Annotated in this window: 11 protein-coding genes; 2 read left to right on the forward strand and 9 right to left on the reverse strand. The window is 66.0% G+C overall.

Translation table 11 applies throughout. The features are described 5' to 3' along the window. Positions 1-37 precede the first annotated feature (37 nt). From DK26_RS18460 to DK26_RS18475, 4 genes are all read right to left on the reverse strand, one after another. The gene (locus tag DK26_RS18460) at positions 38-1,141 is read right to left on the reverse strand and encodes an amino acid ABC transporter permease (RefSeq protein WP_066475608.1); all 1,104 of its coding nucleotides are present in this window, start codon (positions 1,139-1,141) and stop codon (positions 38-40) included. Between the two features lie 4 nt (positions 1,142-1,145). Beyond that, positions 1,146-2,261 (reverse strand): ABC transporter permease subunit, encoded by a 1,116-nt coding sequence (locus DK26_RS18465; RefSeq protein WP_066475611.1) that lies wholly within the window; start codon positions 2,259-2,261, stop codon positions 1,146-1,148. 68 nt (positions 2,262-2,329) lie between these two features. Further along, positions 2,330-3,358: a transporter substrate-binding domain-containing protein gene (locus DK26_RS18470; protein WP_066475823.1), complete on the reverse strand. Its 1,029-nt coding sequence runs from the start codon at positions 3,356-3,358 to the stop codon at positions 2,330-2,332. Between the two features lie 37 nt (positions 3,359-3,395). Further along, positions 3,396-4,607 (reverse strand): PLP-dependent transferase, encoded by a 1,212-nt coding sequence (locus DK26_RS18475; protein WP_066475616.1) that lies wholly within the window; start codon positions 4,605-4,607, stop codon positions 3,396-3,398. An 80-nt stretch (positions 4,608-4,687) separates the two neighbouring features. On the opposite strand from DK26_RS18475, the gene DK26_RS18480 reads away from it, so the two are divergent. Then, positions 4,688-5,584: a LysR substrate-binding domain-containing protein gene (locus DK26_RS18480; protein WP_066475618.1), complete on the forward strand. Its 897-nt coding sequence runs from the start codon at positions 4,688-4,690 to the stop codon at positions 5,582-5,584. 221 nt (positions 5,585-5,805) lie between these two features. Here DK26_RS18480 and DK26_RS18485 read toward each other — a convergent pair whose 3' ends face one another. The 4 genes from DK26_RS18485 to DK26_RS18500 all read right to left on the reverse strand — a co-directional run bounded on the left by DK26_RS18485 (position 5,806) and on the right by DK26_RS18500 (position 10,164). Then, a complete protein-coding gene (locus tag DK26_RS18485; protein WP_066475620.1) occupies positions 5,806-6,831 on the reverse strand; it encodes a G1 family glutamic endopeptidase in 1,026 nt (341 codons plus the stop codon). A gap of 11 nt (positions 6,832-6,842) precedes the next feature. Beyond that, the gene (locus DK26_RS18490; RefSeq protein ID WP_184231744.1) at positions 6,843-7,625 is read right to left on the reverse strand and encodes a phosphatase PAP2 family protein; all 783 of its coding nucleotides are present in this window, start codon (positions 7,623-7,625) and stop codon (positions 6,843-6,845) included. Between the two features lie 273 nt (positions 7,626-7,898). Continuing rightward, on the reverse strand, positions 7,899-9,650 hold the full coding sequence (locus tag DK26_RS18495) for an adenylate/guanylate cyclase domain-containing protein (protein WP_066475623.1): 1,752 nt from the start codon (positions 9,648-9,650) through the stop codon (positions 7,899-7,901). A 259-nt stretch (positions 9,651-9,909) separates the two neighbouring features. Continuing rightward, positions 9,910-10,164, reverse strand: a complete 255-nt coding sequence (locus tag DK26_RS18500) for a hypothetical protein (protein ID WP_157089722.1) — start codon at positions 10,162-10,164, stop codon at positions 9,910-9,912. A 154-nt stretch (positions 10,165-10,318) separates the two neighbouring features. Between DK26_RS18500 and DK26_RS18505 the strand changes: the two genes are divergently transcribed. After that, complete coding sequence (locus DK26_RS18505; protein ID WP_066475626.1) at positions 10,319-11,017, forward strand: Crp/Fnr family transcriptional regulator; 699 nt, start codon at positions 10,319-10,321, stop codon at positions 11,015-11,017. A gap of 80 nt (positions 11,018-11,097) precedes the next feature. On the opposite strand, the gene DK26_RS18510 is transcribed toward DK26_RS18505, so the two are convergent. After that, entirely contained in the window at positions 11,098-12,834 is a 1,737-nt protein-coding gene (locus DK26_RS18510) for an adenylate/guanylate cyclase domain-containing protein (protein ID WP_066475628.1), read from the reverse strand. Between the last annotated feature and the right edge of the window lie 14 nt (positions 12,835-12,848).

Here is a 12,848-nt window from a genome sequence, read left to right on the forward strand (position 1 = left end):
TTGGTCTCTGCCATGGCCATGGTCATGATCTCGTCTCCTAGCGGGAGGCCGGGCCGCGGCGCTCGAGGAAATCGGCGAAGCGGGCGAAGGCGAAGGAGAGGGCGAAGAAGATCGCGCCGATGAAGAGGAAGGTTTCGGCCGCCGGCGAAGGCCAGGCCGGGTCGGCCAGCGCCGCCTTGCCCGAGCTGATCAGGTCGAAGAGGCCGACGACGAGCACGAGGCTGGTGTTCTTGATCATCACGATGATGGTGTTGGCCAGGGCCGGAATCACCACCCTGATCGCCTGCGGCAGGATGACGAGATACTGGGTCCGCCAGAACGGCAGGCCGAGCGCAGCGGCGGCCTCGTACTGGCCCTTCGGGATGGCCTGCAGTCCGCCGCGGATGACTTCGGCGAGATAGGCCGCCGCGAAGATCGTCAGCGCGACCAGCGCCCGCACGAACTTGTCGGGCAGCAGCGCTTCCGGAAGGAAGAGCGGCAACATGATCGAGGCAACGAACAGGATCGACAGCAGCGGCAGCCCGCGCACGGCTTCGATGGTGACGACTGCCCCGATCCTGACCACCGGCATGGTCGAGCGCCGCGCCAGTGCCAGCAGGATTCCGACCGGGAAGGCTACGCCGATCGCAACGACGGTCAGGATCAACGTGACCGGCAGCCCGCCCCAGGACGAGGTCGGCACCTCGGGCAATCCGAAGCCGCCGCCCATCAGCCAAAGGATCAGCGCGAGCGCCGCGATCCACAAGCCGATCAGCCGTGGCGTCCAGCTCGCCGGCCGGACCGACCAGCCGAGCAGCGCCAGGATCAGCAAGCAGACCAGAGCCGGCCGCCAGCGCTCGTCGACCGGATAGATGCCGAACAGGAGCTGGCCCGATTTGGCGTAGATGAAGCTCCAGCAGGCGCCCGACGTCGCCCGGCAGGCCGCTGGGTCCGGGTTGAACAGCACCGCATCGAGCACGAGCCAGCGCAGCATGGGCGGCACTGCGCTGATGAGCAGCGCGCCGAAGACCAGCGTCAGCGCGGCATTCAGCGGGGAGCCGAACAGGAGCCCGGCACTCCTGCGCAAGGCTGCCAGGATCGGTGCGAGCCGGGGGCTCGTCGAGGCCGGAGCCTCGGGGAGAGGGAGCGAAATCGTCTTCACGGTCTCAGCGTTCCACGATCGCGATGCGGCGGTTGTACCAATTGGCCGCGCTCGACAGGGTCAGGTTGAGGGCGAGATAGACCCCCAGGATGATGAAGACACCTTCGATCGAATGGCTGGACTTGCTGATGATGGTGTTCATCACCGCAAAGAAATCCGGATAGCCGACTGCGATCGCGAGCGTCGAATTCTTGACGACGTTGATGTACTGGCTGTTGAGCGGGGGAACGACCACGCGCAGCATTTGCGGGATCACGATCAGGCGCAGGATCTTGGCCCGCGACAGGCCGAGCGAGCGGCCGGCATCCCATTGCCCGCTGCCGACCGACAGGACGCCGCCCCGCACGATCTCGGCGATGAAGCCGATCGTGTAGATCGTCAGCCCGATCAGGATCGTGCTGAACTCGGGCGTCAGCTCCAAACCGCCGCGGAAGTTCGAGCCGGTGAAGACCGGCCACTCGACCGAGAATGAAAATTCGGCCAGCCAGAGGCCGAGCAGCAGCGCTGCGGTGGCTCCCCAGGCGATCTCGCGGCGGAGCCGTCGCAGCGGAGTCGAACGCCAGGTGGCGAGGGCCAGAAGCAGCGCGGCGGCGACCAGGATGACCCCCGCGATGTCCATTTCGAGGCTGGCGGCAGGGACGACGAAGCCGCGCATCGAGGCGTAGACGCCCGGCAGCGGATTGAGCGCCTCTCCGACCGGTGGAAGGACCTTCCACCATAAGGAATAGAGGAAGATCAGAAGGACGATCGGCGGCGAGTTGCGCGCGATCTCGACCCAGATCCGGCAGGTGCCGGCAGCAAGCGGATTGCTGCTCAGCCGGGTGACGCCGACGATCAGGCCGAGAGCCGACGAGAAGAGGATAACGAGCACCGAGATGAAGATCGTGTTCGCGAGGCCGACGATGATCGCCCAGTAATAGGGATCCCGCGACTTGTAGGAGAGGATCGCCTCGGAGATGACGATCCGCGACGGCATCGTCAGGAAGTCGAACCCGATCGGAATGCCCCGGGCCTGCAGGTTCGAGAAGGTCGTGGTGATGAGAAGCGTCGCTAAGCCGACGACCGCCGCCACCAGCGCGCATTGGATGAAGATCGATCTGGCCCTGGCGTCGCTGAGCATGCCATTCTCCCGGTTCCACGACGGTCGTTGAAAGCGGGGAGCGCGACGAGCGCTCCCCGGACGGGCCGCTAGTCCCAGGGGAACGGGTAGTTGAGACCGCCATCCTTCCAGAGCGCGTTCATGCCGCGCTCGACCTTGAGGGGGCTGGCCTTGCCGAGATTGGCGTCCCAGATCTCGGCGTAGTTCCCCATCTGCTTGATGACGTTGTAGACCCACTTGTCGTCGAGCCCGAACGGCTTGCCGAAGCCGGGCTCCTGGCCGAGGACACGCTTGATCTCGGAATTGCCGGCCTTCAGCTTGTCATCGACATTCTTCGCGGTGATGCCGTGGAGCTCGGCCCAGAGCAGCGCGTTGACCGTCCAGCGCACGACGTCGAACAGCTGGTCGTCGCCCCGCGCGACGGCGACGCCATTGGGTTCGGCCGCATGGCCGACCCTTAAGATGTCGTAGTCGTCGGGGTTCTTCGCGACCGAAGCCCGCTGGCCCGCCGCGGCTGTGCCGTCGGTGACATAGCTGTCGCAGCGGCCGCCGAAGAAGGCGTCGCGAGCCTGGATCGTCGAGTCGAAGTAGACCTTCTTCATCGAGATGTTGTGCTCTTCCTCCGTCTCCTCGATCGCCTTCTCGGTCAGGCTGCCGCCGCTCTGCAGGCAGACCGTCTTGCCGTCGAGCTGCTTCGGGCTCGTGATCTTGTCGGCCTTGCGGACTAGCACGCCGTCAGTGTCGTAGAGCGTGATCCAGACGAAGCGGACCACGGAATCGCGCGAATAGGTGATGGTCGAGGTGCGGGAGAGGACATCGATCTCGCCGGTCTGCAGGGCCGGGAAGCGCTGGCCGGCATTGAGCGGGACGAAACGAATCTTGTCCTTGTCGCCGAGGATGGCCGCGGCGAAGGTCCGGCAGATGTCGGAATCGAAGCCGCGATAATAGCCTTTCTCGTCCGGCCGCGAGAGCCCGGGCACGCCCTGGCTCGCACCGCAGCTGAGATAGCCGCGCTGCTTGATCTTGCTCACGACGCTTTGCGCGGCAGCATCGCCGATCCCTGCCGTCAGACCGACGGCGGCGAAGGCCGCCCCGGCAAGTGCCATCAACCGTGTCATGGTTCCCTCCGTTCCCTTGTTGTTGGGTTGATTGTCGTCATTCCGCGGCCCGGCCACTGGCGTGGCCGGGCTTTGGCATTGCCTCCGCGAAGGACGCGAAGGCTGTCTCCAGATCGGCAAGGAGATCCTCGAGGGCCTCAAGCCCGATCGAAAGCCGCCAGACTGGACCGGACGGCAGCCAGTCCAGGCTCGTCCGGCCTTTGCGCGGATCGCTGACCGCGATCAGCGAGTGCACCCCGCCCCAGCTCGCCCCCAGCCGGAACAAGCGCATGCTGCGCAGCGCCTCCGACTGCAGCGGAGCCAGGTCCGGCCGAAGTACGAGCGAGAACACCGCGGCCGAACCGGCAAAGTCGCGCTTCCAAATCGGGTGGCCCGGATGATCCGGTAGGCTCGGATGCAGGATGCGCGAGACCTCGTCCCGGCCGGCAAGCCAGGACATCACCGTCTGCGCCGTCGCGGCGGCATGGCGCATGCGCACCGGCATGGTCATCAGGCCGCGCTCGCAGAGCACGCAATCCTCCGGAGAGACGCCGTAACCGAGAAAACGCGCCGTATCCTTCAGCCGCCGGAACAGGGCCGCATCGCGCACTGCGAGCGAGCCCAGGAGCAGGTCGCCATGGCCGCCGGCATGTTTCGAGAGCGCCTGCATGCTGATGTCGACGCCATGCGTCAGCGGCTTGAACAGCAGATGCGAGGCCCAGGTGTTGTCGGCGGCGACGAGCGCGCCGACCCTGTGCGCCGCGGCGACGATCGCAGGCACGTCCTGGACCTCGAAGGTCGCGGACCCCGGCGATTCCACCCAGATCAGTCGCGTCCTCGCATCGAGCAGCGCCGCGATTTCGGCATCGAGCCGCGGACCATAGGATGTCGCCTCGATGCCCAGCGGCCCGAGAAAGCGCAGGATCATGTCCCGCGCCGGGCCGTACAGCGTCTCTGGCATCAGGACCCGGTCGCCACTCCTGCACGTCGCCATCGTGGCCAACGTCAGCGCCGCCATTCCCGAGGGCACCACGAGGGCGCGCACGCCGCCTTCCAGCTGGGCGATATGGTCCTCGAGTTGTCGGCTCGTCGGCGTGCCGTAGAGCCCGTAGCTGAAGCCGTCGTAGACGCGCTCGGCGCGCTGCTCGAAGGTTTCGAGATCGCGGAACACGATGGTCGAGGCACGCTCGACCGGCATCGCGACAGCCTCGAAAGGCTCCCGCGAGCGCCGTGGCGGGTGAACATGAGAGGTGTCGTCGGCTTGGCTCATGCGGGATAGCTAAGCCGACCGGCCCATTGCCATCTATGGCTGTCGCGATAGAGTCCATCCGATTTTGATATGGGCTGCCGATGAACCTGCGCGATATCGACGTCTTCAACGCAATCATGCTGAGCGGTGGTGCTGGCGCCGCGGCCGCTCTGCTCGACACCTCGCAGCCGGCGATCAGCCGGTCCCTGGCAAAGCTCGAAGCAGAGCTGGGCTTCAGCCTGTTCGACCGGATCCGCGGCCGGCTGGTGCCGACGCGCGAAGGCCAGCTCTTTCACGCCGAGGTGAAGGCCAATCTGGTCGGCCTCGACCGCCTCAAGCTCAGGGCCGCGCAGATCAAGGAAGTCGGTGCCGGCAGCATCCGCGTCGCCAGCCTGTCGGCGCTCGGCCACGGGCTGGTGCCGCGTGCCATCGTCGCGTTCTCGCGCAGGCATCCGCAGGTGCGGATCAGCTATCAGGTCCGCACCTCCAACGTCGTGCGTGACCTCGTTGCGTCCGGCAGCTTCGATATCGGCCTTGCTGCCGACGAGGTGGACACGAGCGGTGTCCTGCACAGCGTCTTCACGACGCCCCGCGCGGTCTGCGTCATGCCCGAGGCCCACCCGCTCGCCGGCCGCTCCATCATCACCCCCGCGGATATCGGCGAAGAAGGGTTTCTCGCCCTGTCGCCGGAGGATACGGTTCGCCTCGCGATGGATCGCATCTTCGCCGAGCAGGGCATTCATCCGCGCATCCTGGTCGAGACCCCCTATGGTGTGACGATCGCCATCCTCGCGGCGCAGGGGCTCGGCATCGGCCTCGTCAACCCCTTCGTCATCGCCGACCGGATGATCGGCGGCATCGCGGTGCGCCCTTTCGAGCCGGCGATCCATTTTCGTTCTCTGATCCTGCGGCCGCCGGACGGCATCAATTCCCAGCTCGTCTCCGACTTCACAGCGGAGCTCTACGCGGCAAGGAACCAGCTTTTGGGGGATCGCTAGACATCGGCGCCCCCGGGCACGGATGATCCGCCCCCGGAACAAACCGGATCGCCGATGTTCGGTGGAAGCCCCGCTGCTTAGACGCCCAGGCTCCTTCCGGTACGTAGCTCTACGTTTCCGGGCGCGGTCTGTGGGTTACAAATTGTTTCAGCGGGGCAGACTCGCCCCGAATTACGCCGGCGGCGATGACGCGCCTCGGCGCGGATGTTGCGCCGGACCGTTCATGAAGCGACGTGACTCATCACCAGCTTTTGCGGCGGGCCGAGATCGCGCTGGGCGGTCGAGATGGTGCGCACGCTCGCCGGATTCCGGTCGAGCTCGTACATGCGCAGCAGCCGGGCGCCTTCGAGATCATGCTCCTGCCGCTCGGGGTTCCCAGGTACGACGGACTCGGCTAGGCAGGCAGTGAAGCCAAGGCCCGTATAAGCCGGCAGCTCATAAGCTTCCCATCCGTCGGTCCCCATCGGGCTGGGCCGCTCCATGATCCATTCCGCAGTGGCGCCGCTGACACGCAAGCCTTCCGGTACGAGCGCATCGAAGGCCTGCAGGACGATGTCCCGGCTGACGTTCTTCAGATTGCAGCGCACAATCCTCTCGTCGAAAACGGTCAGGATGGCGCTGATCTCGTCGCCGGCTTTCACCGGCAGCGCCAGCTCCCATAGCGGGAGGTGGCGCCCTCGTACCCACCACTGGAACCAGGCCGAGTACTTGGCTTCGGGGATCGGGCGGTTGAGGAGTTTTTGCCCGGTGCCGACCTGCGGGAGCGACGAATCGAGATAGAATTTCTGGCCGTCGAGGCCGATCCAGGTCGAGCTTTGATATTCCGCTGCGTTGCCGTTGGCTGGGCGATCCACCGCCGGCACTGTCCAGTTCGCCATCACCGAGATCAGGCTGCGGCCGTCGCGCGGCGTGACATAGCCGCCGGACCAGTTCAGGCTTTTCTGGGCGGGGCGGGTCTGTGGTGCGGCGAATGCGATGACGAGCTCCATCACGGTGGGGACAGCCGGTTCGAGCGCGGGCAGGAAGCGCAGCGCGGCGCCCCCCTCACGCCTCTGAAGAAAGGCGCGGCGGAACGCCGTCGCCGCCGGGTTGCCCCCGAATTCCATTGGCGTCGGCAGGCCGAAGTGTTCCAGGTCGGCGTCGGAGGCCGCGGCGGGATCGAAATCCTCCGGCGGCAAGGGGTAGAACTCGAGAGCCGCATTTCGTGGTAGGGCGTCGGCGGTCTCGCCCGTGGGATTTCTGGCCATCGCCCCACCTCCTAGACCGGCTTCCATTCGGCAGCGGCTGCAGTCGCAGCTCCGCCGAAGGCCTTGATCACATAGTCGCTGGCACTCTGGCCGGCGCCCGAGTGCTTCGACAGCTCCGCGAAGACGGCGGCCGCCAAGGCCGCACCGGCGGCGGAATCGCTGGGATAGTGCAGCCCGGCGATCTCGCGGTTGCGGGCCACGCGCCGTGCCAGCGCCTTGAGCGTCTCTGCCACGGCGGCGATTTCGGCGGACGGCAGGGCCGGGGTCACGATCGTCAGAACATGCTCGATGCAGGCCGCCATCAGGTGGGCCTGGGTGGCATGGCCGCTGGGATAGGCCGAGTGCCCGGGGACCGGAATCGGCGGCAGCAGGGCCGGGCATTCCCAGGACGGTCGCGGCCGCTGGAAGACATGCTTGTAGTAGAGCGCGGTGTAGGAGGCGAGCAGGCTGGCGATATGGAGGATCCGGAAGGTCTGCGGATGGGAACCTGGATTCATGGCCAAGGCTTCCATGTAGGCAGTGATGAATTCGGCATCCTGCGTCAAAATCTCGCCCAGAGCCGCTGCGCGTTCGTCACGTGCGGCAACCAGCAGGTTCTTGATCTCCAGTACCTGCTTCGTCTCGCCGCTTGTCGCCGTGTTCAGATCGAGCAGAATATCGGCCAGCGTGTTATGCAGCGCCGTGGTGTGCCAGTTTGTGGCCGCGAATTCCGCCAGGGTTCGAAACGCATACCAGCGCGCGGCCCAGTTGCGGTCGGCGAACCCGACCGATTTCCCGCCGGTGCCGGCATTCATGAAGACGATGGTCTTTTCGGGCGAGGCGCTCGGCTCCTGGCTGATATGGACTGTTCTCCGCAGGTCCCGGATCCTCCCTCCGCCGCTGGCCGTCGCCTCCATCGAGAACGGAAAATCGGCTCTTTCCGCGAGGACCCAGCCGGCGCCGTCGCTGCCGACGCCGGCGCTCCCGGTATTGCCCGTATTGCCGGTGTTCCCCGTATTCCCTGTGTTGCCGGTCATGGCTTGGACCCCGAACGGTTGCTGTTGCGGCAAATTCGTTAGGCCAAAGGCTCAGTCGGGCAGGCCAGCCTGCCGCAGATGTCCGATCCATTGCTCGAGAATGGGCGGCAGGAACGGACAGCGTGGCGCATAGGAAGCTAGTCGAAAATCAGGCTGGACCAGCAGAAGGCGGTCGACCGCATCTGCGGCCTCGGTCAGCCGACCGGCCGCCACTAGGCTGGCGACAAGCGTCCGCATTGTAAAGCGGATCGATGGATTGTGGGCGACGGCGCTGCGCGCCCAGCCGACGGCCTGGTCGTAGTCGCCGCTGACATAGTGAGCTTGGGCAAGGATGCCCTCGTGGAAGAATCGATAGGGATCTGCGGGTGCCAGGCGTTGCCCGGTCTCGCCGTGCAGGACGGCGAGGCGGCCATCGCCGGCGAAACCGCGCGTGGCGCTGCTCATCGTCCACGCCATCGCCACGCTCGGCCCGGCCTCGATGGCGCGATCGAGGAAGCGCTGGGCCGTGACCATGTCGCGCAGGAAGAACGCCTGGACGTGACCATAGATCGCGAGAGCGAGCGCGTCGTTGCCGTCGCGCTCGAGCGCGGCCCGCGCGCGCTCGGCCGCGACCTGGGCATCGCCTTGCGGGTCGGGCGATCCGAACTCGCCGACGCGGAACACATGCCAGAGCGCCGTATAGGTGAAAGGCGGCGCATAGGATGGGTCCAGCGCCATGGCTTGCTGGAGCAGCCCGCGCGCATGGGCAAAGCTGTCCCCATCCATCTTGTAGAGCAGGCCGAGCGCCTGCAGCAGCAGGTCATAGGCGGTCATGTTCTGTGGGTGCTGTCGAAGAGCCCGCTGCAGCTCGTGCTCGCGCACATGCGGGGCGATGGTCTTGACGAGCTTCAGCGAAATCCGATCCTGCAGGTCGAACAGCTCACCGACCTTGCCGTCATAGTGATCGGCGCTGACCACCGCTCCGTTCTCGTTGGCGATCAGCTCGGTGCTGATGCGCACGCGCCGGTCGGACAGCGAGACGGTGCCGTCCATCACATAGCGCACGCCGAGCTTGCGCCCCACCGCGACCGGGTCGATCCGCCGCCGGCCATAGTCCAGCGTCGACCCGCGCGAGATGACGAACAGCTCCTTGAGGCCGGACAGCGACTGGATGATCGAGTCGACGACGCCGTCCGCGACGGAGCTCCTGTGGGACCCGGAACCGCTCAGGCGGAAAGGGAGGACGGCGATGGACGCTCTGGCATCGATCCCGGCGGGGCCTTCGCCGATCTGCTGGGGAGGCGAGCCTGCTTCCGAACGAAGGGCGAAGACACGCACCGGCTGCTTGTGGTTGCGCAGGAAAATCTCGCCCATGTCGGAGGCGAGGGCCCGTATCGCTTCATCGGCCTGCTCGAAGACCGCTTCCGACATGATCACGCCTCCTTGCTCGGCATAGGATTGCAGCCGGGCCGCGACATTGACGCCGTCGCCGAAGATGTCGCCGCTGTCGAGAATGACGTCGGCGAGATGGATGCCCATGCGAAAGGCGATGCGCAGCGCGACAGGCTGGTCGGCCGTTGCCGTGGCAAGGGCATTCTGGAGCCAGAGCGCGCAACGGGTCGCGGCCGGGGCGCTGTCGAAGGTGGCGAGAAATCCGTCACCCGTGTTCTTGACGATGCGACCGCCCTGCTCGCTGACGCAAGGATCGATAAGTTCGGTCTTCAGCGCCATCAGACGATGATGCGTCTCCTCTTCGGCCGCCTCGCTCAGCCGCATGTAGCCGACCACGTCGGCGGAAAGAATGGCGACCAGGTGGCGTTGCATCGTCGCGATGAAGCCCTCGGATCCGGGAACCGCTCCGCGCCGGTCCCGGCGGCCAGCAATGAGGCAGCTTCATGGAATGCTGGCATGAGAGCCCTTCCCGGTCCACCTCGGGCGCTTGGTGTCGGGATATGAACGTCTACTGGGACAGTGGGTAGTCGCGCTTTCGTGACTTTGGCAGCACTTCGGAGCGCGAGCTCAATACGAAGGGCCCCGACCGTCTCATGTCGCGGCCGGTCGCCCGGAGGCCGCGAAGGCGCTATCACGAATCCCAGTAGAGCGTCTCGATGCGGCTCAATCCGATATCGCTCAGTGTATGATCGTCAAGAAGGTCCGGATCGGGCGTTCGCTGTCGGACGCCGGCCCAGGCCAGCCAGTGGTGCAGGATCACGGTCCCGCGCGACGGCTGTGCCGCGATCTGGGCTTCGTCCGTCCCGGCGGTCCGGCCATGCTCGCCCGGCGACTCCAAAGGTGTTAGGTTCAACGGCGCGTTATCGCGGCCCAGAGCGTGCTGCACGATGAAACTCCCGTCCCGATCGGCCCACCCTTGCGCCGACGGCGGTCGTGGCGGGCGATAGAGACGAGTTTCTGTACCTCTTCTGCTTCAGGTTCTGTGCGCCGGATCACACAGGCTCCGGCGGTTCGGTAAAGCCGGATGTCGAGTTCGCGGGATGAACGATGGCCCTCGTCGGATTGCGAGCCTCCTGTCGGCGAGCCCGTTCTTTGCCGGGTTCGCGCCGGGCACCCTCGACAGGATCGCGGCCATCTGCCGGCAGCAGCATCTCGCGGCGCGAGCGGTGCTCTTCCTGAAAGGAGACCCGAGCGACGGGCTTTACGCCATTCGGCGTGGCTTGATCCGCATCGGCACGACGGACGACCTCGGCCAGCAAATGACGATGAACCTGCTCGGGGGCGGCGATATCTTCGGCGAGATCTCGGTTCTCGATGGCCGTTTCCGGACGGCGGACGCGGTCGCGATCGAGGATACCGACATGTTCTTCCTGCCGCGCAGGGATTTCCTGCAATTGCTTGCGAACGAGCCGGCGATTGCATTGCAGGTGATCGAGCTTCTCTGCAACCGTCTGCGCGATGTCATCGAACGCATGGAGGAATCGGCGTTTCTGCCTGCGGAGACGCGGTTAGCGCGACGCATCCTGATGCTCGCCGACGACTACGGATCGGTGGTGCATGCTTCGCAGGAGCAGCTCGCATTGCTCGCCGGCGTCACGCGCGAAACGGTGAATCGCCAACTCCAGAGGTGGAAGCGCACCGGTATTCTCGCGCTGGGGCGCGGGCATCTGGTGATTCATGATATCGACGATTTCCGCCGGCTCACACGGCTCCCGGCATTCGGAGCGCGCCTGCGATAGCGTGGGAACGGCGCGGCCGCCGAAGGTCCGCACTCGAAGCCGATGGTCGATGCCGTCCTTCGGGCCTCCGGCAGGAGGAGCTAATTTTCGTCGCCGAGGACCGCAGCGAATATCGACACGGGCTTGTCGAAACCTTTCAAGCTCCGCGCTCCCAGTTCGACGAGCGGGAGCCGCGGGCCGACGGCTTGAGCGGCACTGCGATCCACCAGGATCTCGAAGTCACCCGCGATCGAACAAAGGCGCGATGCGAGGTTCACGACTGTTCCGACCGCGGTGTAGTCGAGGCGGCCCTCGGAGCCGATCCGGCCGACGGTGGCGAGCCCCATTGCGAGGCCGACCCCAAAGCCCAGGCGATGGTCGAGTGCGCGCCGGGCGGCCAGCAGCCGCTGCACGCTCATCTGCATCTCGCGCGCCATGTCCACCGCGCGCAACGCCGGATCGGAGCAGGAGACAGGGGCGTTGAGCAGCACCATTGCCCCGTCGCCGGAGAAGCTCGTCAGCGTCGCCTCATGTGCCCTGACCACCCTCTCGAGAACGTCGTAGTATTCGCCCAGCATGCCGATGACGGCTTCGGGCTCGGCGCGTGCCGAGAAGGCCGTGAAGCCCCGCAAATCGCAGAATACGACGGCCACCTCGACCCGTCGTCCGTCGAGCATATGGTCGCTGCCCGTGCGATCGATGAGTTCGGCAACTTGCGGCGCAAGGAAGCGCTTGAGGCGGCCAATACGCTCGGAGCGCTCCTGCGAGATCGCCAGCTCGCCCGCCATCTCGTTGAACCGGATCGCGAGGCGCTCGAGCTCGTCCCCGGTAGCGAGGTGGATCCGGTGCTCGAATTGTCCTGCGCCGATGCGCGAGGCTCCGTCCTCGAGGAGGCGTATTGGCCCCGTCATGCGATGAGTCAGCCAATAGGCGAGCGCTGCGGCCAGGATCGCGCCGGCAATCATCAGGGCCACGGTTCGCCAGAGAGCCGCATGGATCGGGCCAAAGGCTTCGACGATGGGTTGCTTGACGACGACGCTCCAGCCGACGCCGGCGATCGGCGCCATCGCGGCCAGAACCGTGTTCCCCGCAATGTCCTGACCGGCAATCGCCTGACCGGGCCGGGCAAGGATCGCGGCCCGCAGATCGCGGAGCGGCCGGGTTGCGGTGTCGTCGGCTCGCAGGACCAGGCTGATGTCCGGATGTGCGATGAGCCGACCGGGCCGGTCGAGCACGAAGGCCTCCCCGGTGCGTCCGACACGGATCGCCAGGATCACATCCCAGATGAATTTGAGATTGACCTCCGCGATCGCGACGCCGGCAGCTGCACGATTGCCGGCGACCGCAATGGTAGTGAACGGTTCCGAGCCACCATGAAACGCGACGGGGCCGAACCAGACGCGGTGTGCGCGCGCTTCCACTACGGCCGGATCCTTTGAGTGGTCGTCGCCGCTCTCGAAGCGGTTGAGCCCGATGCGGGATACGAAGAGCCGTTCCTTCCCGGAGGCGTCGACCAGGCTGAGGCTCTGGATGGACGGGACCTGGCGGAGCACGAGCAGGGCGTCGAGCCTGCGCTTGTCGTCGGCCGTTTCCGACCAGGGTAGGAGCACCGCCCAGCCAAGCTGGTCGCGGATACCCTCCATGAAATCCTGGATCTTCGCCGCAGCGGCACGCGCTTCCGCATCGAGCAGGTCATTCAGGCTTGCGCGCTGATCGCGATAGCCGAACCAAGCCTCACCGGCGCCCGCGATCAGTAGCGGAATGACGACTGCAGCGAACAGTGCGAGAAAATACTTCCTGAACAGCGAGGTTCGCGGGGCGGGGAGTGGACTGGGCACGGTTATGGCTCACC

It is taken from the genome of Allobosea sp. WAO (assembly GCF_001509835.1).
In the GTDB taxonomy this organism is placed as follows: Bacteria; Pseudomonadota; Alphaproteobacteria; order Rhizobiales; family Beijerinckiaceae; genus Allobosea.